Source organism: Streptomyces sp. NPDC001606, from assembly GCF_053596835.1.
The window spans coordinates 125805-145372 of the sequence record NZ_JBSFHC010000010.1 but is presented as its reverse complement, the minus strand read 5'-3'; the positions used below and the strand labels follow the sequence as shown (position 1 = coordinate 145372).

15 protein-coding genes are annotated in these 19568 nt (G+C 73.0%); 8 read left to right on the top strand and 7 right to left on the bottom strand.

The window, feature by feature from the left end; genetic code table 11:
- The first annotated feature begins 55 nt into the window (after nucleotides 1-55).
- Nucleotides 56-1003, top strand: a complete 948-nt coding sequence (locus ACWCV9_RS19920) for an MIP/aquaporin family protein (protein ID WP_450788278.1) — start codon at nucleotides 56-58, stop codon at nucleotides 1001-1003.
- A 40-nt stretch (nucleotides 1004-1043) separates the two neighbouring features.
- On the opposite strand, the gene ACWCV9_RS19915 is transcribed toward ACWCV9_RS19920, so the two are convergent.
- From ACWCV9_RS19915 to ACWCV9_RS19905, 3 genes are all read right to left on the bottom strand, one after another.
- The gene (locus tag ACWCV9_RS19915; RefSeq protein WP_450788276.1) at nucleotides 1044-1382 is read right to left on the bottom strand and encodes a winged helix-turn-helix domain-containing protein; all 339 of its coding nucleotides are present in this window, start codon (nucleotides 1380-1382) and stop codon (nucleotides 1044-1046) included.
- The gene (locus ACWCV9_RS19910; RefSeq protein WP_450788274.1) at nucleotides 1379-1870 is read right to left on the bottom strand and encodes a hypothetical protein; all 492 of its coding nucleotides are present in this window, start codon (nucleotides 1868-1870) and stop codon (nucleotides 1379-1381) included. The genes ACWCV9_RS19915 and ACWCV9_RS19910 overlap by 4 nt, the downstream gene beginning before the upstream one ends.
- Nucleotides 1871-2016: 146 nt before the next feature.
- Nucleotides 2017-3096 carry a PucR family transcriptional regulator gene (locus ACWCV9_RS19905; protein WP_450788272.1) on the bottom strand — a complete coding sequence of 360 codons (1080 nt, stop codon included), beginning with the start codon at nucleotides 3094-3096 and terminating at the stop codon, nucleotides 2017-2019.
- A 277-nt stretch (nucleotides 3097-3373) separates the two neighbouring features.
- On the opposite strand from ACWCV9_RS19905, the gene ACWCV9_RS19900 reads away from it, so the two are divergent.
- Together ACWCV9_RS19900 and ACWCV9_RS19895 are read left to right on the top strand one after the other, a co-directional pair.
- Complete coding sequence (locus tag ACWCV9_RS19900; protein ID WP_450788270.1) at nucleotides 3374-5569, top strand: flotillin family protein; 2196 nt, start codon at nucleotides 3374-3376, stop codon at nucleotides 5567-5569.
- A 128-nt stretch (nucleotides 5570-5697) separates the two neighbouring features.
- Nucleotides 5698-10539, top strand: a complete 4842-nt coding sequence (locus tag ACWCV9_RS19895; protein WP_450788268.1) for a DNA repair ATPase — start codon at nucleotides 5698-5700, stop codon at nucleotides 10537-10539.
- 140 nt (nucleotides 10540-10679) lie between these two features.
- On the opposite strand, the gene ACWCV9_RS19890 is transcribed toward ACWCV9_RS19895, so the two are convergent.
- Nucleotides 10680-11660: a helix-turn-helix domain-containing protein gene (locus ACWCV9_RS19890; protein ID WP_450788266.1), complete on the bottom strand. Its 981-nt coding sequence runs from the start codon at nucleotides 11658-11660 to the stop codon at nucleotides 10680-10682.
- Here ACWCV9_RS19890 and ACWCV9_RS19885 point away from each other — a divergent pair.
- Nucleotides 11637-12227, top strand: a complete 591-nt coding sequence (locus ACWCV9_RS19885; protein ID WP_450788264.1) for a hypothetical protein — start codon at nucleotides 11637-11639, stop codon at nucleotides 12225-12227. The two genes, ACWCV9_RS19890 and ACWCV9_RS19885, sit on opposite strands and share 24 nt — an antisense overlap.
- 19 nt (nucleotides 12228-12246) lie before the next feature.
- Here ACWCV9_RS19885 and ACWCV9_RS19880 read toward each other — a convergent pair whose 3' ends face one another.
- Nucleotides 12247-12600, bottom strand: a complete 354-nt coding sequence (locus tag ACWCV9_RS19880; RefSeq protein ID WP_450788262.1) for a hypothetical protein — start codon at nucleotides 12598-12600, stop codon at nucleotides 12247-12249.
- Nucleotides 12601-12768: 168 nt separating this feature from the next.
- On the opposite strand from ACWCV9_RS19880, the gene ACWCV9_RS19875 reads away from it, so the two are divergent.
- Together ACWCV9_RS19875 and ACWCV9_RS19870 are read left to right on the top strand one after the other, a co-directional pair.
- Entirely contained in the window at nucleotides 12769-13245 is a 477-nt protein-coding gene (locus tag ACWCV9_RS19875) for an NUDIX hydrolase (RefSeq protein WP_385841690.1), read from the top strand.
- 69 nt (nucleotides 13246-13314) lie between these two features.
- Nucleotides 13315-13899 (top strand): HD domain-containing protein, encoded by a 585-nt coding sequence (locus ACWCV9_RS19870; protein WP_385841691.1) that lies wholly within the window; start codon nucleotides 13315-13317, stop codon nucleotides 13897-13899.
- A gap of 38 nt (nucleotides 13900-13937) precedes the next feature.
- Here ACWCV9_RS19870 and ACWCV9_RS19865 read toward each other — a convergent pair whose 3' ends face one another.
- The gene (locus tag ACWCV9_RS19865) at nucleotides 13938-14435 is read right to left on the bottom strand and encodes a hypothetical protein (protein ID WP_450788261.1); all 498 of its coding nucleotides are present in this window, start codon (nucleotides 14433-14435) and stop codon (nucleotides 13938-13940) included.
- Nucleotides 14436-14577: 142 nt separating this feature from the next.
- Between ACWCV9_RS19865 and ACWCV9_RS19860 the strand changes: the two genes are divergently transcribed.
- Both ACWCV9_RS19860 and ACWCV9_RS19855 read left to right on the top strand, forming a co-directional pair.
- Entirely contained in the window at nucleotides 14578-15549 is a 972-nt protein-coding gene (locus tag ACWCV9_RS19860) for an ATP-binding cassette domain-containing protein (RefSeq protein ID WP_450788259.1), read from the top strand.
- A complete protein-coding gene (locus ACWCV9_RS19855; protein WP_450788257.1) occupies nucleotides 15546-16346 on the top strand; it encodes an ABC transporter permease in 801 nt (266 codons plus the stop codon). The genes ACWCV9_RS19860 and ACWCV9_RS19855 overlap by 4 nt, the downstream gene beginning before the upstream one ends.
- On the opposite strand, the gene ACWCV9_RS19850 is transcribed toward ACWCV9_RS19855, so the two are convergent.
- On the bottom strand, nucleotides 16324-19467 hold the full coding sequence (locus tag ACWCV9_RS19850) for an ATP-binding protein (protein WP_450788256.1): 3144 nt from the start codon (nucleotides 19465-19467) through the stop codon (nucleotides 16324-16326). The genes ACWCV9_RS19855 and ACWCV9_RS19850 overlap by 23 nt on opposite strands.
- Nucleotides 19468-19568 lie beyond the last annotated feature (101 nt).

The window sequence follows — 19568 nt, the reverse complement described above, 5'->3', positions numbered from 1 at the left end:
CTCTGTACGCCAATATGGTGATGTTGGCCGTATTGTCCTCTGCAAGGGGGCCTCCATGGCTGTCGAAATTCCCGCGCTCATCAAGCCGTCCCGCATGCGCAGCAGGGGCGGGCTGCTGGGCGAGTGCCTCGCGGAGTTCCTCGGGACCTTCGTGCTCATCTCCTTCGGCTGTGGCGTGGTCGCGATGGCGGTGGCCGCGCTGCCCGGCTCGGGCCGCGCCGCCACCCCCACCACGATCTTCCTCGCGGCCGGTGACTGGCTGCTGATCACCTGGGGCTGGGCGATGGCCGTCACCTTCGGCGTCTACGTCGCCGGCGGCGTCAGCGGCGCCCACCTCAACCCGGCGGTGACGCTGGCCATGGCCGTGCGCCGCGGCTTCGCCTGGGCGAAGGTGCTGCCCTTCTGGATCTCGCAGCTCGTCGGCGCGTTCGCCGGGGCGGCGCTGGTCTACCTCGTCTACCACAACGCGATCAACGCCTTCGACGGCGCCTCGAAGGGGCCCAAGACGAACGGGCACACCCTGGCCACGTTCTCGATCTTCGCGACCTTCCCGGCGCCCTACTTCCACGGGGGCGTCTGGGGCCCGCTGATCGACCAGATCGTCGGCACGGCCTTCCTGGTCATGCTGGTCGTCGCCATCATCGACCTGCGCAACCAGGCCGTGCAGTCCAACCTCGGCCCGCTGCTGGTCGGCTTCATCGTCGCCGCGATCGGCATGTCCTACGGCGCGAACGCGGGCTACGCCATCAACCCCGCCCGTGACTTCGGGCCGCGGCTGTTCACCTGGCTGGCCGGCTGGAAGAGCCTGGCGTTCCCGGGGAGCGTCTCCGGCGCGTTCAGCAACTACTGGTGGATCCCCATCGTCGGGCCGCTGATCGGCGGAGTGATCGGGGTGCTGATCTACGACCTCTTCGTCGGCGACGTCCTGCTCGTCCGCTCGGAACAGACCGAGCTGCGCGAGCCCGGGGAGGTCACCCCGGTGCGGACCGTCGACGACGAGTAGCCGCCCGGGCGGCCGGTCGGCCGGTGCCCTGGCCGGCCGCTCAGCCGCCGGTGTCCTGTTCGGCCGCGGCCCGGCGCGCCGTCGCCGCGATCTCCTCCAGGGCCGCGAGATGGCGGCTGAGCGCCCGGCGGCCGGCGAAGGTGAGCGAGGCCCAGGTGCGCGGCCGCTTGCCGAGATGGCCCTTGCGGATGCCGACATAGCCCGTCTTCTCCAGCGCGGAGAGCGTCTTGCTGAGCGTGGAGTCGGACACCTGGCAGTAGTCCCGCAGGACGCCGAACTCCGCCTCGCCGCAGGCCGAGAGGTAGGCGGCGAGGGCCAGCCGGGTCGGATGGTGCAGCTCGCGGTCGAGGGCCGGGGGCGTCGTGCCGGGATCGGTCATGCCGTGCTCGCCACCCGTCCCGCCAGGGCCGCGTTCAGGACGCGTCCGGCGCCCTCGCTCACGCCGAAGGCGACGAGCCAGCCGGCGGCGCCGTAGAACGCGTACCCGAGCAGGCCGATCGCGACGGGCGTCAGCGCCAGCACCCACACCTGCCGGCGCGGCCGGTCGCACCCGCTGTCCCCGCCGAACCAGCGCACCGTTCCGGTGTGGTGCACGCCCGCCCAGATCAGCGCGAGGAAGACGAGCAGGCTCAGCACCGCCAGCCCGGCGAGCCAGGGAGCCCACTGGGGCTGCCGGTCGGCCAGCCCCAGCGCACTGAAGCCGACCGCCGAGGCCAGTCCCTGCCCGATCGCGTAGCCCAGCGGCCGGTGCCGCTCGTCGCCCGCCTGCCGCGCCGCGCAGCGCGCGGAACGGGCGGCCGCGAGGGCCTCCTCGGCCTGCTTCGGGTCCATCGGTTCGCCCGTGCCCATCGGTTCCCCCGTGTCCATACGTGTACCTCCGGTGTGGGGAGGGGCGGTTGGTCGGTCCGCTCCTCCGTGCGTACCTTCAGCATGGACAGTACTTTCCGTAAATGCAAGTACTTTCCTAACGCCCTGTGAGGCGGCCTGACGTCCCGTGAGGTGGCCCGGCGCCCTCACAGCGGCTGGTTCGGCCAGTCCAGGAGGCGGGCCCCGATGATCGCGGTCTGGAGCATGTAGCGGTGGGACGGGTCGGCGGGATTGGCCGAGGTGAGCTTGTGGATGCGCTCCAGGCGGTAGGTGAACGCGCGGACGCTGAGGGAGAGACGGCGGGCGGCCTCCGCCGCGACGCAGCCGGAGTCGAAGTAGGCCGAGAGGGTCTCCAGCAGCGGCACGGCGCCGCCCCGGGCCGAGGTCAGCGGGCCCAGCGTGTGCTGCACCAGGTCGGCCATCGCCTGCCGGTCGCGCGCGAGCACGGGGTAGACCAGCAGGTCGGCGGCGCGCAGCAGGGGTGTGTCCAGGCCGAGCCGGCCGGCCATCTCCAGCGCGGCGAGCGACTCCTCGTACGACTGCACGACCCCGCCGGCGCCGGGCTGCGGGCGGCCGATGGCGACCCGGCAGCCGTCCGTGGCGGCGTGCGCCTGTTTGGCGAAGTAGGTGAGCACCTCGTCCTCGTCGCCGGGCGCGATGCACAGCAGCCGGCCGTTCTTCGTGGTGAGCAGGATGCTGCGCGAGTCGAACCGGGCGAGTACGGCGGCCTCGACCTTCCGGGCGACCGGGTCGCCCTCGCCGTAGCCGACCGGGCCCTCGGCCACCGCGACCGCGTGCGCGCGGGACAGCCGCAGACCGAAGCGTTCCGCGCGGGAGGCGACCCGGCCCAGGTCGCTGCGGCCGTAGAGCAGGTCGTCGATGAACTCCCGGCGCGCCGTCTCCTCCCGGCGCACGGCGAGCCGCTGGGCGCGTTCGTAACCCTCGGCGAACGCGTCCACCGCCTGTTCCACGGCGGCCAGCGCGGCCAGCGTGCTCTCCGTCGAGACCGGCCCGGCCGGCCAGGCGGCACGGGCGGCGGCGAGGTGGGCGACGACCAGCGAGCGCAGCCCGTGCCCGGCCTCGGCGGCCTGCTCGCCCAGGGCGCGGCGCTCCTTCAGCTCCTCCCGGGTCAGCCGGCGGCCGGTGGCCGCGGCCTCGGCGAGGGCGCGCGGGAACCCGTCCAGGTAGTTCGGATAGTGCCCCGGTGTGTCCTGATGCTCGCGCACGCCGCCCCCATGACCCCGCCCCCGCACCGATGCCGGGAAGCGGCCCCCGTTTCCGTGATCCTGACGCGCCGGTGACGGTTTCTTAGCGCCCTTCCGGCATTCAGACAGTAGTGAAGACTGCCGGAGACCGGCAATGCGCGGGCGTGCGCCTCTCCCGCAGCATGCTGCGCGGGGGAGCGCTACGGAGGGTCCCGGTGCCGGGCGTCGGCAGTACGGCGCCGCCCGGCACCGGGACCACGGGGGCTCCGATTTATCGTCTGACGCAAGGACGTATGCCATGGAAGCGCTCGGCGTGCTCATCGCCGCCTGTCTCGTCGTCGTACTGCTGTTGCTGGTCCTCTTCTCCCGGCTGTACCGCAAGGTGGACCAGAGCCAGGCGCTGATCGTGTCGAAGACCCGCCGGGTCGACGTGTCCTTCACCGGCCAGGTCGTGCTGCCGATCCTGCACAAGGCCGAGGTCATGGACATCTCGGTGAAGACGATCGAGATCAGCCGCTCCGGCCGGGACGGGCTCATCTGCCGGGACAACATCCGGGCCGACATCCGCATCCTGTTCTTCGTGAAGGTCAACAAGACCGTCCAGGACGTCATCAAGGTCGCCCAGTCCGTGGGCACCGAGCGCGCCAGCCACCAGGACACGCTCCAGGAGCTGTTCCACGCGAAGTTCTCCGAGGCGCTGAAGACCGTCGGCAAGCAGATGGACTTCACCGACCTCTACACCAAGCGCGAGGAACTCCGGTACCACATCATCGAGTTGATCGGTGTCGACCTCAACGGCTACCACCTCGAGGACGCCGCGATCGACTACCTGGAGCAGACCCCGCTCACCCAGCTCGACCCCGCCAACGTCCTCGACGCCCAGGGCATCCGCAAGATCACCGAGCTGACGGCGATCGAGCACGTGCGCACCAACGAGGCCCAGCGCAACGAGCAGAAGGAGATCACCCGGCAGAACGTCGACGCCCGCGAGGCCATCCTGGAGCTGGAGCGCCGGCAGGCGGACGCCGAGATCAAGCAGAAGCGGGAGATCGAGACCTCCCGGGCGCGCGAGGAGGCCGAGACCGCCCGCGTGGTCGAGGAGGAGCGGCTGCGCGCGCAGAGCGCCTTCCTGCGCACCGAGGAGCAGCTGGGCGTCCAGCGGGAGAACCAGGCCCGGGAGATCGCCGTCGCCGCGAAGAACCGCGAGCGGGTCATCGCCGTCGAGAACGAGCGCATCGAGAAGGACCGGATGCTGGAGGTCATCGCCCGTGAGCGGGAGACCCAGCTGACCCAGATCTCCGCCGAGAAGGAGGTCGAGGCGGAGAAGCGGGAGATCGCCGAGGTCATCCGGGAGCGGGTCGCGGTGGACCGTACGGTCGCCGAGCAGGAGGAGTCCATCAAGAAGCTCCGCGCGGTCGAGCAGGCCGAGCGGGACCGGCAGGCCATCGTCATCGCCGCCGAGGCGGAGGCGCAGGAGAAGCTGGTCAAGGACATCAAGGCCGCCGAGGCCGCCGAGCAGGCCGCCCGGCACCACGCCGCCGAGTCGCTCACCCTCGCCGAGGCCCGGCTGAAGACCGCCGACCTCGACGCCCGGGCCAAGCTGCGGCTCGCCGAGGGCGTCCAGGCGGAGGCCGCCGCGGAGGGGCTGGCCGCCGTCCAGGTCCGCGACAAGGAGGCCGAGGTCACCGTCAAGGCCGGCCGCGCGGAGGCGGAGGCCACCCAGGCGTTGCTGCGTGCGGAGGCCGAGGGCGTCCAGGCGAAGGCGCTCGCCGAGGCCGAGGGCGCCCGGGCGAAGGCCCTGGCGGAGGCCGAGGGCGCCCGCGCCGCCGCGGAGGCCACCGAGGCGCGGCTCAAGGCCGAGGCCGAGGGCACCCGGGCCAAGGGGCTCGCGGACGCCGAGGGCGCCAAGGCCAAGGCGCTCGCCGAGGCCACGGCGATCGGCGAGAAGCTGAAGGCCGAGGCCGCCGGTCTGACCGAGAAGGCCGCCGCGATGGCCGCCCTCGACGACGCCTCGCGCGGCCACGAGGAGTACCGGCTGCGGCTCCAGACGGAGAAGGAGGTCCGGCTGGCTGGGCTGGAGACCCAGCGGCAGGTCGCCGAGGCGCAGGCCACGGTGCTCGCCACCGGCCTGGAGCACGCCGACATCGACATCGTCGGCGGGGAGTCCGTCTTCTTCGACCGGCTCGTCTCCTCGGTCGCGCTCGGCAAGGGCGTCGACGGGTTCATGGACAACTCCCGTACGGCGCAGACCCTGGCGGGTCCCTGGCTGGACGGGTCGCGCAGCTTCACCGAGGACCTGAGCGGCCTCCTCGGCTCGGTCAGCACCGCCGATGTGCAGAACCTGACGGTGTCGGCGCTGCTGATGAAGCTGATGAACGGGGGCGGGGCCACGGCCGGGCAGTTCCAGAAGCTGCTCGACCGGGCCGGTGAGCTGGGCCTCTCGGACACCCCGCTGACCGCCCTGAACGGCAGCGCACCCGCCCGCGCCTCCTGAGAACCCCCGGTCCCGCCCCCGCACGGGGGTCGGCGGCGGGACCGGGGCCACGGCCGGGGCGGGGGCATCGCCCACCACCCCAACCCCCACGGCGACCCCACCCGGCCCACGAAGGGAAGCAGCAACCCATGGCAACCCCTGCGGAGCAATCCGTCGACGCCGGTACCTACGAGGTGCTCCGCGACCGGCTCGCCGCGCAGGCCAGGGAGCTGGCCCACAGGGCGGAGGCGCTGAACGCCCGGCGCGCCGAGGAGTTCGGCTCCGCCGGGCTCGAGCTCGCCGCCACCGGCAGGCTGAGCACCGCGCGCCCCTGTCTTCCGGGTGACATCGTGGCCGTCGGGGACGCGCTGCTGTTCGGCAGCGGCCACCCCGGCGGCGGGGAGGCCGAGCCGGCCGTCGGGGACGTCCTCGCGCTGTACGGCCGGGACGGCGAGCGGCTGCCCGAGGACGCCGTACCGGGCCTGCTCGACGACCCGGCGTTCGTGCGGGAGTTCACCGCCCTGCACCGCTACTACCGGCAGGCCCGGCTGCTGCGGCTGCGCCGGGTGGAGGGCCGGCTGCTCGCGGTGTTCCGCACCGGCGACAAGGCCGAGGACGTCCGCGCCCTGCGCTGGAACGTCGGCGACGACGGCCGGGTCCGCTTCCTGGACGCCCGCGGCGACCGCGACGACGTCTTCCCGCCCGCCCAGGACCTGACCTGGACGGAGACCACCCGCGAGGACCACGTCCTGGGCCGGGAGCCCTATGTGGCCGTCCCCGCCGGGCTGGGCGTGTCCACCGTCGGCGGGCACCTCACCGTCCGCACGCGGGACGACTCCGGAGACGGTGCACAGCAGGACGTGCTGTACACCGAGCCCGTGCACGAGCCCCTCCAGGCCCTCGCCGACGCCGCCGTCGCACACGCCCGGGTCGGCCCGCTGGTGCTGCTGCGGGTGCGGCCGTACAAGGAGGACGCCGACCGCTACCTGGTGTTCAACACGCTGACCCGGGCCGTGGTCCGGCTGGACGGCATCGGGCAGGCCTGCCGGCGGCTGCCGGAGGAGCAGGGGATCGTGTTCCCGGGCGGCTACTGCCTGGCCACGGGGGCGCACAAGACGTACGAACTCGACGTCGAGGGGCTGGAGTTCGAGCGCGAGGTGCGGGCGCCGAACGGCGAGGACGTGCTGTACGCGTTCCGCTCCCGCACCGCGGGCCGCACCCTGCTGCTGTCGTACAACACCCTGCGCAAGGAGGTCGCGAACCCGCTGCCGTGCCGGGGCTGGGCGCTCTTCGGGGACGGCGCCCTGGCCGTGCTGCGCGCCGCCGGGGAGGAGCCCGCGCACACCCATCCGCTCCAGTGGTGGACCTCGCCGTACGTCTCCGACACCCACGCGGCCGCGCTGCGCACCGGCACCGGGGCGCTCGCCCGGGTGGGCAACGCCGACCTGGTGCGCGGGCTCGCCGACTGCCTGTCCGTGGCCCGGCTGGTGGCCGACGGCATCCACACCGGGGAGGGCTACCGCGCGCTGGTCGCCGCCTGCGTCCGCGCCGCCGACACCCACCACTGGCTGGGCGACCCCGAACTCGGCGGCCTGCTCGGCCCGTTGACGGCCGTACGGGAGACCGGCGAGCAGGTGCTGGGCGAGTTCGAGACGGTCCGCGAGCTGACCCGGCAGGCCGCCGAGGCCCTCGCGGAGGGCGCCGAGCGGATCGCCGCCGTGGTGCGCCGGCTGCGCGGCGAGGCCCCGCGCGAGGCCGCCGCCTGGGTGCGCGGACTGACCGAACTCCGGCACGCGCACGGCCATCTGCTGACCCTGAAGGAACTGCGCTACGTCGACACCGCGCAGGTGGACGAGCTGGCCGCCCGGACGGCGGCCGACCTCGACACGTTCGGAAAGCGCGCGGTGACCTTCCTGGCCCGCGAGGACGCCTTCACCGGGCAGCGGGAGGAGGTCGAGCGGCTGGTCGCCGAGGCGGCCGCCATCGAGACCGTGGCCGGGGCGGCACCCGTCGCCGCCCGGCTGGACGAGCTGGCCGACGGTCTGCGCACGGTCACCGAGGTCGTCACCGGGCTGGACATCGCCGACGCCACCGTGCGTACGGCGGTGCTGGAGCGGATCGCCGACGTGCTGGGCGGCGTCAACCGGGCCCGCGCCACCCTGGAGGGCCGCCGCCGCGGCCTCCAGGACCAGGAGGGACGCGCCGAGTTCGCCGCCGAGACGGCGCTGCTCGCGCAGGCCGTCACCGCCGCGCTCGCCGTGTCCGGCACCCCCGAGGAGTGCGACGACCAGCTCGCCTCGCTGCTGGCCCGGCTGGAGGAACTGGACGGCCGGTTCGCCGAGTTCGACGACTTCCTCGCCGACCTCGCGGACAAGCGCACCGAGATCTACGAGGCCTTCGCCGCCCGCAAGCAGTCCCTCGCCGACGCCCGCGCCCGCCGCGCCGAGCAGCTCGCCGTCTCCGCCGGGCGGGTGCTGGAGACCGTCGCCCGGCGCGCCGCCGGCCTGCCCGACGCCGACGCGGTCACCGCCTACTTCGCCTCCGATCCGCTGGTCGCCAAGGTCCGCCGTACCGCAAAGGAGCTGCGCGGGCTCGGCGACAGCGTGCGCGCCGAGGAGCTGGACGGCCGGCTCAAGGCCGCCCGCCAGGAGGCCGCCCGCGCGCTGCGCGACCGCGCCGACCTGTACGCCGACGACGGCCACGCCCTGCTGCTCGGCGGGCACCGCTTCGCCGTCAACACCCAGCCGCTCGACCTGACGCTCGTCCCGCACGGCGACGGCCTCGCCTTCGCGGTCACCGGCACGGACTACCGCCGCCCGGTCACCGACCCCGCCTTCGCCGAGACACGCCGGTACTGGGACCGCCGGCTGCCCTCCGAGTCCCCGGAGGTCTACCGCGCCGAACACCTCGCCGCCCGGCTGCTCGCCGAGCACGGCCCGGCCGCCCTGGCCGCCGCCGACCTGCCCGCGCTGGTCCGCCGGGCGGCGCAGGGGCGTTACGACGAGGGGTACGAGCGCGGCGTCCACGACCACGACGCGACGCTCCTCCTCACCGCCCTGCTGCCGCTCCACGACGGGGCCGGCACCCTGCGCCACGAGCCCGCCGCCCGGGCCACCGCCCAGCTGTTCTGGGCGCACGGCACGACGGCGGACGCGCGCACCGCCTGGACCCGGCGGGCGGTGTCGCTGGCCCGGGCGCGGGACGCCTTCGGCGCCGTACCGGCCATCGGGGAGCTTCAGCAGGAGCTGGCCGCGGCGATCGAGGCGTGGGACGGCGAGGCGGCGGGCGGCCCGGCCGCCGCGTACCTCTTCGAGGAACTGACCTGCGGGCCCGAGGGGTTCGTGCTGGGCGCCGCCGCGCGCACCCTGCTGGAGAAGTTCCGGCACGCCGAGGGCGGCTACGACCTGGAGGGACTCACCGAGCTGGCGGCGCGCCGGCAGGTGGTCGCGGCCTGGCTCGGCGCGTTCGCCGCGGCCACCGGCACCGAGGCCGGTCCCGGCGAGCTGGCCGAGGCGGTCGCCGCCGAGCTGTGCCCGGGCCTGGCCCGCTACGACGGCGACGCCCCGCTCACCGTGACGGCCGAGGGCCTCCTCGGCACCCACCCGCGCGTGCAGGGCGGCCGGCTGACTCTCCGGCTGGACGAGTTCCTCGCCCGCACGGCCCGCTTCGCCGCCACGGACGTCCCCGCCTTCCGCGCCTACCAGCGCAGCCGTACGGCCCTGCTCGCCGCCGAACGCGAGCGGCTCCGCCTGGACGACCACCGTCCTCGGGTGCTGTCGGCGTTCGTCCGCAACCGTCTCGTGGACGAGGTGTACCTGCCCCTGATCGGCGACAGCCTCGCCCGCCAGCTGGGCACCACCGGCGAGTCCAAGCGCACCGACACCGGCGGCCTGCTCCTCCTCGTCTCCCCGCCTGGCTACGGCAAGACGACCCTCATGGAGTACGTCGCCGACCGGCTCGGCCTGATGCTCGTCAAGATCAGCGGCCCGGCGCTCGGCCACACCGTGACCTCGCTGGACCCCGCCGACGCCCCGAACGCCACCGCCCGCCGCGAGATCGAGAAGATCAACTTCGCGCTGGCGGCCGGCAACAACACCCTTCTCTACCTGGACGACATCCAGCACACCTCGCCGGAGCTGCTCCAGAAGTTCATCCCGCTGTGCGACGCCACCCGGCGCGTGGACGGCGTGTGGGAGGGCGCGCCGCGCACCTACGACCTGCGCGGCAAGCGGTTCGCGGTGTGCATGGCGGGCAACCCCTACACCGAGTCCGGCGAGCGCTTCCGCATCCCCGACATGCTCGCCAACCGGGCCGACGTGTGGAACCTCGGCGACGTCCTCACCGGCAAGGAGGACGTCTTCGCCCTCAGCTTCGTGGAGAACGCGCTCACCGCCAACCCGGTCCTGGCCCCGCTCGCCGCCCGCGACCGGGCCGACCTGGAACTGCTGGTCCGGCTCGCCGCGGCCGACCCCACGGCCCGCGCGGACCGCCTCTCGTCCCCGCTGCCCCCGGCCGAACTGGACCGCACCGTCTCCGTCCTGCGCCACCTCCTCGCCGTCCGTGACACGGTCCTGTCGGTCAACGCGGCCTACATCGCCTCCGCCGGCCAGGCCACGGCCGCCCGCACGGAACCCCCCTTCCGCCTCCAGGGCTCCTACCGCGACATGAACAAGATCGTCCAGCGGCTGCGCCCGGTCATGAACGACACCGAACGCGAGGCCGTCGTCCACGACCACTACACGGCGGAGGCCCAGACCCTCACCACCGGCGCCGAGGCCAACCTCCTGAAACTCGCCGAACTGCGCGGCACCCTCACCCCCGAACAGGCCGCCCGCTGGACCGAGCTGAAGACGGCCCACATCCGCACCCGCACCCTCGGCACCCCGGACCAGGACCCGACGACCCGGGCGATCGCCGCCCTCACCCTGCTCGCGGACCGCATCGCGGCGGTGGAATCCGCAATCACCCGCTCCCGCCCCGAAACCCCCTGATGCTCGGCTTCCTCACCCCGGTCTGCTGCGCCCTCCTGATCGTGACGGCACTCACGGCGGCCCTGATCCACCGTGACCGCCGGGACGGGGAGTGAGTGCCGATGTGGTGCCGGGCTGCCTGATTCCGTGAACCTCGGTGGTCACGCCTTGGGGACAGTGGTCGTTCGCTGTATGGGGGTGCCCCGGCTCCACAGCTCCTCCGCGTGGTCGCGGAAGCGGTCGAACATACCGCCGTCGCCCTGGCGTCGCAGATGCAGGAGGGGCGAGTCATGGCCGACCAGCCGGGCGAGGTGGGGCGTCACCAACGCGTCGTCGTCGAAGCGGAAGACGGACAGGGAGACGTGGTTCACGGCGTCCTCGGCCGCGCTGTAGCGGGTCTCCAGGCCTTCGAGCGGGCCGAGCCGTTCCAGGTGCTCGAGGGTGATCCTGATCCGGGTGGACACACTCAGTGCCGTGTCCTCGACGGCCTCGCGCTGCCGGGTCACCTCGCCCTCCGGATCTCCGAGGAGGATCCGCACGCCGACACCTGCCTCTGCTCTGCGGCGCAGGATGTCGGCGAACGCGGGGACGGACGTGAAGAAGAAGTAGTTGGTGTACCCGCCCAGCACGATCTCTCGTGTGGCTGCTTCCGCCAGCTCCGCCCACAAGGCGGACGGTGCCGCCGTGCGGTACGGGTAGCTGTGGATGATCTCGCGGTCGTTTCCGGTCTTGATGCGGTCCTTGACCACCTGTGGCCAGATCATTTCCTCGTCCACTCCCAGCGCGCGGGCGGCATCTTCGCGGTTCCTGGCATGGGGCGTTAACGCCTCGTTCGAAACCCATCGTTCCACCTGCTTCCGGGATACCCCCACCCGGTAAGCGAGCTGGCGCGGGGACAGGCCCGCTTCGGCCATCGCCGAACGAAGTCTGGCGTTCACATCAACCCCCTGGGCAGGGACTTTTGGGCCTTCTTGTGACCCTATCGGCAGCGAGCCCAACTGTCCCCACACATAGGGAGATTCGTCCCTGACGGCAGGCCACGATCCCTTACGACAAGACCCCCACGACCGCGCTGACGGCCTGGGGCATGGCCAACGCTGTGAAGGAGCCTCGGCACCGTGAACGCTACCCCTGAGCCTCATACCGCCGCACTGCGCCCGGTCGAACCGGGGCCGGGCACGCTGGTGCACTCCACCGCCGACCGGCGGCTGGCGGTCGAGCAGTGGCTGATGGCCACCTGCCCCGCCGCGAGTCACGAGCGGATCAGGGCTGAGTGGCAGGAGAACGGGGTGGCCTTGCTGCCGCTGGGCACTCTGTTCTCCGCTGTACGGATTCCGGGCCGGCTGGTCTTCGCGATGGCGCTGACGGACGATGCCGAAGAGGTCGACGCCGTCCTCGATGACGCCCTGAGGAGCGGACCGGTCATCTGTGACCCACAGGGCCGCCGTTACTACGCCCTCGTGCCCGCGAGCATGGCCCGCAGCTGGAAGGAGGCGGCTGCGGAGTGGCGCGCGAAGGCGGGCGTCGAAGTGCTGGGGAACGGGACTTATCTGGGCGTTCCGCAGGTGGGCCGCACGCGGTGCCTCCCGGGGGCAGGTGCCTCCTACTGGTCGGTGCCGATGAGGTCGGCCGCCGAGCTGTGCGCGCCGCTCGCCGTCGCACGGCTGATCGCGGCTGGACGGCATGCGATGACGGACGTATCCGAATAGCGACGGGCGCGTCCGGCCCTCAGAACTCCCACTGCGAGAAGGCCTGTCCCAGGACATGCAGGGCGACGATCCACATCGCCATCGCGCCCAGCAGGGCACCGGTCGCCGACCAGACGGCGGCACGGCGGCGGAGGGCGGCGCCGGTCAGCCCCAGGAGGGCGGCGCCGGCGCAGGGCCCGGCGACCAGCGCCATGGCGGCGTGCACCACCGACATCACCGCCGCGCGCTGACCACGGCAGGCGGTGGCCTGACCGAAGCAGGCGAGCGTGTCCTGGCTGACGTAGAACAGGCCGATCAGCAGGGGCAGCAGGACCAGCGCAGCCAGGAGGAGTAGCGCGGTTACCGGGCCACGGGCGGGGGTCGGAGTGGTCATCCCGTCATCCTCGACGCGCCCGTAGGCCCGCACATCCGCTGTCGTACTCATCCGCGCTTGTCTTCCTGCCGGTTCTGGGTGGCGGGGCATCAGGCGATCGCGCGGCGGGTGAGGGCGCGGGTGCTACGTTCCGAAGACCCGGCACGCACCCCGCAGGACGAGGACGTCATGACGTACACGCCGCCGCTCTGGCCCGTCTCCGTGAAGGGCGTTGCGCTCGACGCGTTTGATCGCGTGTTGCTGTTGCGGAACGAGCGTGATGAGTGGGAACTGCCCGGAGGCCGCCTGGAGATCGGCACAGTCGACGGCGTTCAGCTGCCGGACAGCAGTCCGGAGGCGGCGCTGGAGCGTGAGATCCAGGAGGAGACCGGCTGGGAGGTCAAAGCAGGCCCACTCATCGACGGTGGTGTCTGGATCTACCAGCCCATCCCAGGTCGGCGGGTACTGATCGTGACCTACGGTTGCACCGTGCTGACTCCCGACCGACCTCCGGTCGTCAGCCACGAGCACAAGCAGCTGGGCATGTTCAGTGCGCACGAGGTGCCCGGTCTGAACATGCCGGATGGCTACAAGCAGGCCATCGGTGCGTGGTACGGCCTGGGGAACACCGGGTCGGCGGCCGTGGAAGATGACGAGCGGATGTAGCCGATATAGCGGGGGCATTGGGCGACGCCGCAGGCCCGAGAAGACGTTCCGTTGGGGACAAGGAGATTCATGGCAGAGAACGATGCGCGGGTGGTGGACTTCCTCTATGAGATCGGCCTCCTGAAGCGCTACAAGCGCACTGGTTGGGTGATCGCCGGAGTGCCCGACCCGGAGAGCATCGCGGATCACTCCCACCGGACCGCTGTGATCGCGTCGGCCGTCGCGGCGATGGAGGGCGCCGACCCGCAGCGCGCCGCGTTTCTCGCGCTCTTCCATGACAGCCAGGAGACTCGCACCACCGACATTCCCCACCTGGGCAAGCGGTATCTCAAGGCAGCAGCCAATGTCGAGGTCACCGTGGACCAGACCGCGGCACTGCCCGAGCCGCTGGCCGATGTGGTGGGCAGCGCGGTGGCCGAGTACGAGGGGCGGGAGACGGTGGAAGCCGTCTGTGCCCGGGACGCGGACAAGCTGGAATGTCTTCTCCAGGCCGTCGAATACCGTGCGCAGGGCAACCAGCACACACAGGCGTGGATCGACACTTCCCTCGCCGCGCTGAAGACGGCCTCCGCCAAGCGCCTCGCCGAAGAGGCCCTGCGGCGCGGTCCACTGGAGTGGATGCACCGCACCCGTGAGGAAAAGCCGGAACTCTGATCGCCGACAGGGCGGTCTCCGCAGCTGACCGAGGGCACTCAGCAGCCCGGGGCCGAGTCCAGCGGCGTCACTTTCATGCGGGCGTGGTAGTCCGCGGCCAGCGCCAGGTAGTAGTCGCCGCGGCCGACCCGGTACCAGACGTCGTTGTCGGCCGGGTCGCCGTCGACGGCGTCCAGGCGGACGCACCAGCGTTCGGGGTGGAGGACCCGGGTGTAGGTCTCCGTGCCGTGCCGTACCGAGCGGCAGTCGCGGTAGCGCTCGGTGGTGTACCAGGTGCGGGTCGTGCGGTGGCTGCCCGTGCCGGTGGTCGAGGAGTGGCTGACCCGGCGGGTGCCGGTCGTGCAGGTCTTGACCAGGTGCGGGCGGGTGGCCTCGGTGGTCTGGGCGGAGACGTGCTGGATCGTGTCGCGCAGGCCGGTGACGGGCCGCGGGGGTGTGCTGGAGGGCCAGTCGCCGTCGAGGTAGGTGTAGGTGCCGACCCCGCCGGCCAGGACGGCCGTCGTACCGGCTGCGATCCACCAGCGTCTGGTGGACATGGCAAACATATGACCCCCCGAGTGTTTGTTCGGGGGGAGCGTAGTGGATCGGTCGCCGCGAGAGGGCCGCTGAAACCGGGGCGGCCCGTGCTGAAACCGGGCTGAAGCCGTTCTGAACCCGCCCGGCCGCACGCTCTGTTCCATGACGACGAGCTACGACGAAGCCGCGATCGCGGCGAGCGGACTGCGCAAGTCCTACGGGGACAAGACGGTCCTCGACGGCATCGACATCGAGGTGCCCGCCGGTACGATCTTCTCCCTCCTCGGGCCGAACGGCGCGGGCAAGACAACCGCGGTCAACATCCTCTCCACGCTGGTCCCCGCCGACGGCGGCGAGGCGCGGGTCGCCGGGTACGACCTGGTCCGCGAGGCGCAGGCCGTCCGCGGTGCCATCGGGGTCACCGGGCAGTTCTCCGCCGTGGACGGCCTCATCACCGGCGAGGAGAACATGCTGCTGATGGCCGACCTGCACCATCTGCCCCGGGCCGAGGGACGGCGGGTGACGGACGCGCTGCTGGAGCGGTTCGACCTGGTCGAGGCCGCGCGGAAGCCCGCCTCCACCTACTCCGGCGGCATGCGGCGCCGGCTGGACATCGCGATGACCCTGGTCGGCGCGCCGCGGATCATCTTCCTGGACGAGCCGACCACCGGACTCGACCCGCGCTCCCGGCACACCATGTGGCAGATCATCCGCGAGCTGGTCGCCTCCGGCACCACCGTCTTGCTCACCACCCAGTACCTGGAGGAGGCCGACCAGCTCGCCGACCGCATCGCGGTGCTGCACGGCGGCCGGCTCGTCGCCCAGGGCAGCCCCGCGGAGCTGAAGCGGCTCGTGCCCGGCGGCCATGTGCGGCTGCGCTTCTCCGACCCGGTGGCCTACGAGCGGGCGGCCGCCGCGCTGCGCGAGACCAGCCGGGACGACGAGTCGCTCACCCTCCAGATCCCCAGCGACGGCAGCCAGCGCGAGCTGCGCGCCATCCTCGACTGGCTGGACGCCGCCGCCATCGAGGCAGACGAGCTGTCCGTGCACACCCCCGACCTGGACGACGTGTTCTTCGCCCTGACCGGCAACACCACCGTTCCCGCCCGCACCGAGGAGACGACCGCCCGATGAGCACCCCCGCCCCCACCCACACCCTCCGCGACAACCTCACCATGCTGCGGCGCAACCTCCTGCACGCCCGCCGCTACCCCTCCCTCACCCTGAACCTGCTGCTCACCCCGGTCATCCTGCTGCTGCTGTTCGTCTACGTCTTCGGCAACGTGATGAGCGCCGGCATCAACGGCGGTCACGCGAACCGGTCCGACTACGTCGCCTACCTCGTCCCCGGCATCCTCTTCCTGACCGCCGGCATGACCTCGCTGGGCACCGCGGTGTCCGTGTGCACCGACATGACCGAGGGCATCATGGCCCGCTTCCGCACCATGGCGATCTCCCGCACCTCCGTGCTGACCGGGCATGTGGTCGGCAGCGTCATCCAGACGATGGCGGCGCTGGTGCTCGTCCTCGGCATCGGGCTGGCCATCGGCTTCCGGCCCGACGCCACACCGGTTCAGTGGCTCGCGGCGGCCGGGCTGATGGCGCTGGTCAGCCTGGGCCTGACCTGGATCGCGGTCGGTCTGGGTCTGATCAGCCCCAACCCGGAGGGCGCCAGCAACATGGGCTACCCGCTGGTGATGCTGCCGTTCCTGTCCAGCGCGTTCGTGCCGGTGCACGCCATGCCGGGCTGGTTCCGCTGGTTCGCCGAGTACCAGCCCTTCACGCCCGCCATCGAGACCCTGCGCGGACTGCTGCTGGGCAGCCCGATCGGCACCCGGGACGCGGTGCTGTCCGTCGCCTGGTTCCTCGGCTTCGCCGTGCTGGGTTACTTCTGGTCCCGGGCCCGGTTCAACCGCGAGCCGCGGCGGTGAGTTCGTGCAGGGCCGCGGCCCGCAGCTCCTCCCGCCCCAGGGCGGTGTACGACGACCTCGCCTCGTCGTACGCCGCCCTGTCGGCCTGTTCGGCGGCCTGCCGGGCGCGGGCCGAGGACAGCACCGGGAACTCCCGCACCACCGGCATGCGTTCGGTGAGCGCGATGAGCCGTACGGCCGTCGTGGCACCCCCGGCGAGCGAGGCCTGGGCGAGGGCCAGCAGGACCGTGCCGTACACCGGCAGTTCCACCGGGGCGGGGTCGTCGGGGTTGCCCGCGAGCAGCCGCAGCAGCCGGTCCCGCAGCTGCCCGGCCAGCGCCGCCACCGGCTCCAGCCGCCCGTGCTGGGCGTGCGCCGCCAGCGCGGCCGACTGGAGCTGAAGCCCCCAGGTGTCCGCGAACGGGTCGTCGGCGTACAGCAGGCTGCTCTCCCGTATCCGCTCCACCACCTGGCGCCACAGCCCGAGCCCCAGCTCGGTCAGCCCCCGGGCCAGCGCTATCTCGGCGCGGACCGGCAGGTCGAAGGTGTAGATGTCGGCCGAGTCGCTCTTCCGGTCCAGCGCCATGAGCCCGAGCCAGTACTCGGCCTCGTCGACCTCCCCGCGTTGCAGACAGGCCAGCACCAGCCCCCAGCGGATGCCCAGCGCGTCCGACCCGTCGCCGAACCCGTCCAGCGCCAGCGCGGCCCGCAGATGGCCGTACGCCTCCGCGCCCCGCTCGGACTGGAGGCACAACTCGCTGACCCGCCCGTGGGCCATCAGCAGCATGGACGGGTTGCCGGACGGCTCCAGCTTCTCCAGCATCCGGCGGGCGTACTCCAGCGCGCGTTCCGTCTCGTGCTCGGACTCCCACACATAGCTGGCCACGGCCGACGCGACCCCCGCCAGCAGCGGCTCGGCGGCCTCGCACAGCTCCCGCAGCCGGGTGTACTGCGGCGCACGGATCTCCGGTACGGCGCTCAGCACGGCGGCCAGCGCCCGCAGCACGGTGTCCGGCGCGGCGGGCGGCAGCCGGCGCAGGGTGGCCAACTGCCTTACCGCGCGCGGCCCGTGGCCCATGAACAGCACGGCCGTGCACACGGCCGCCGCGCTGCGGGCGGCCTCCACGTCCTGCGGATGCCCGGGGTCGGGACGGTACCGGGACAGGGGCCCGCCGGTCTCGGCGGCCAGGGCGGCGAGCCGCGCGTAGTTGGAGTCGGTGGACCACAGGGAGGCCAGTACGGCGGTGAGCGCGGCGGTGGCGGGCCCGTCGGCGCGGGCCAGCGCGTGCCGCAGGGCCAGCACCAGGTTGTCCTGCTCGGCCCGTACCCGCATCCAGGAGTGCCGCGGGTCGGCGCCGAAGAGCACATCGTGGTGGGCGCGGCCGAAGTCCCGGGCCCAGGACAGGAAGCGGCCGGCGACCGCCTCCTCCTCACCGGCCTCGGCGCGCCGGGCGGTACCGAACTCGCGGAGCGTCTCCAGCATGCGGAAGCGCGTCCCGGACGGGCGGTCGTCCACCTTGATCAGGGACTGGCCGGCCAGCTGCTCCAGCAGGTCCAGGGTGTCGCCGTCGCCGTCGAGCACGTACTCGGCGGCCTCCTCGGTGAAGCCGCCGGGGAACACCGACAGGGCGCGCAGCGCCGCGCGGCCGTCCGGCTCCAGCAGGTTCCAGCTCCACTCGACCACGGCGTGCAGGGTGCGGTGCCGGGCGGGGGCGTCGCGGGCGCCGCCGCGCAGCAGGGTGAAGCGGTCGCGCAGCCGGCGGGAGATGTCGGCCACCGACAGCACCCGCACCCGGGCGGCGGCGAGTTCCACCGCGAGCGGCAGCCCGTCCAGGTGCCGGCAGATCTCCGCGACCTGGTCGGCGGGGAGTTCCACGCCGGGCCGGGCGGCCCGCGCCCGCTGCTCGAAGAGTTCCACGGAGGTGGTCAGGGACAGCTCGGCCAGCGGGTGGACGGCCTCCGAGGACAGCCCGAGCGGGGACCGGCTGGTGGCCAGTACCCGTAGTTCCTTGGAGCGGGACACCAGCGCCTGGACCAGGCCGGCGACTCCGGCGATCACCTGCTCGCAGTTGTCCAGCACCAGCAGCGCGGGGCCGGGGCCGAGCGCGGTGGCGATGCCGCGTACGACGTCCGGCGGGCCGCCCGGCTGCCGTCCGTCCCCGGCGCCCACGGCCGAGGCGACCTCGCCGGTCACGTCGTCGTCGGAGGTGACGCCGGCCAGCGGGACGAAGTGCACGACGGGCTGTTCGGCGGCCCGGCCGACCGCGTGGGCCAGCCTCGTCTTGCCGAGCCCGCCGGGGCCGGTGACGGTGACCACCCGGTTGGTGCGCAGCAGGCCGGTCACGGCGGCGATGTCCGCGTCCCGGCCGAGCAGCGGGTTCGGTTCGTGCGGCACCCCGTGCCGGACCGGCGCCGCGTCGGCGCGGAGCAGCTCCTGGTAGACGGCGCGCAGCGCGGGGCCGGGATCGGTGCCCAGCTCGTCGCGGAGGGCGCGGCGGTAGTCGTTGTACCGGGTGAGGGCCGCCGCCCGGCCGGCGCCGGCCGCCTCGCAGCGCAGCAGCTCGGCGAGCAGTTCCTCGTCCCGCGGGTGTTCCCGGGCCAGTTCGGCGAGGGGGCCCGCGGCCTCCTCGCGCCGGCCGAGCCGGGCGAGCGCGAGCGCCCGGGCGCGGGCGAGGGCGTGCAGGGACGGCAGCCGGGCGGCGCGCAGGGCCGCCACCGGGTCGTACAGCTCCTCCCCGGCGGCGGCGCCCAGCGAGCCGTCCCACAGGGCGAGTCCGGCCTCGGCCTCGGCGAGGGCGGCCGCGTGGTCGCCGGCCCGGGCGTGTTCGGCGGCGGCCGCCTCGTGCCGGGGCAGCAGGGAACTGTCGACCTGGGTCTCGTCCAGCGCCAGCCGGTAGCCGGCCGGGGTGCTGACGACCAGGTCGGCGCCGACCTGGGCGCGCAGCCGGGACACCAGGACCTGCACCGCCTTGCCGGGCCGCTCCGGCTGCTCGTCCGGCCACAGCCCGGCCACCAGCTGTCCGGTGCTGCATCCGCCGCGCAGATCCTCGGCGAGCAGCGCGAGCAGGCCGCGCAGCCTGGGCGCGGTGATTTCCCGCCCGTGGCAGGAGACTTGGGTCAGCAGGGCCAGCTCGATGGTCACGGGTGAAGAGTAGCCACCGGCACCGGCGTCCGGTCCCGTCCTGCTCCTATCCTGGACGGGCGACCGCGTGACCTGCGGCGCACGGGGAATCCGGGGGAATC

Bases quoted from the DNA above. Each gene is read 5' to 3' on its own strand.
- ACWCV9_RS19890 (WP_450788266.1), bottom strand. From the start codon at position 11,660: ATGAGGCTCAGGGGTAGCGTTCACGGTGCCGAGGCTCCTTCACAGCGT.
- ACWCV9_RS19915 (WP_450788276.1), bottom strand. From the start codon at position 1,382: ATGACCGATCCCGGCACGACGCCCCCGGCCCTCGACCGCGAGCTGCAC.
- ACWCV9_RS19870 (WP_385841691.1), top strand. From the start codon at position 13,315: ATGGCAGAGAACGATGCGCGGGTGGTGGACTTCCTCTATGAGATCGGC.
- ACWCV9_RS19875 (WP_385841690.1), top strand. From the start codon at position 12,769: ATGACGTACACGCCGCCGCTCTGGCCCGTCTCCGTGAAGGGCGTTGCG.
- ACWCV9_RS19865 (WP_450788261.1), bottom strand. From the start codon at position 14,435: ATGTCCACCAGACGCTGGTGGATCGCAGCCGGTACGACGGCCGTCCTG.
- ACWCV9_RS19900 (WP_450788270.1), top strand. From the start codon at position 3,374: ATGGAAGCGCTCGGCGTGCTCATCGCCGCCTGTCTCGTCGTCGTACTG.
- ACWCV9_RS19895 (WP_450788268.1), top strand. From the start codon at position 5,698: ATGGCAACCCCTGCGGAGCAATCCGTCGACGCCGGTACCTACGAGGTG.
- ACWCV9_RS19910 (WP_450788274.1), bottom strand. From the start codon at position 1,870: ATGGACACGGGGGAACCGATGGGCACGGGCGAACCGATGGACCCGAAG.
- ACWCV9_RS19860 (WP_450788259.1), top strand. From the start codon at position 14,578: ATGACGACGAGCTACGACGAAGCCGCGATCGCGGCGAGCGGACTGCGC.
- ACWCV9_RS19855 (WP_450788257.1), top strand. From the start codon at position 15,546: ATGAGCACCCCCGCCCCCACCCACACCCTCCGCGACAACCTCACCATG.
- ACWCV9_RS19880 (WP_450788262.1), bottom strand. From the start codon at position 12,600: ATGACCACTCCGACCCCCGCCCGTGGCCCGGTAACCGCGCTACTCCTC.
- ACWCV9_RS19920 (WP_450788278.1), top strand. From the start codon at position 56: ATGGCTGTCGAAATTCCCGCGCTCATCAAGCCGTCCCGCATGCGCAGC.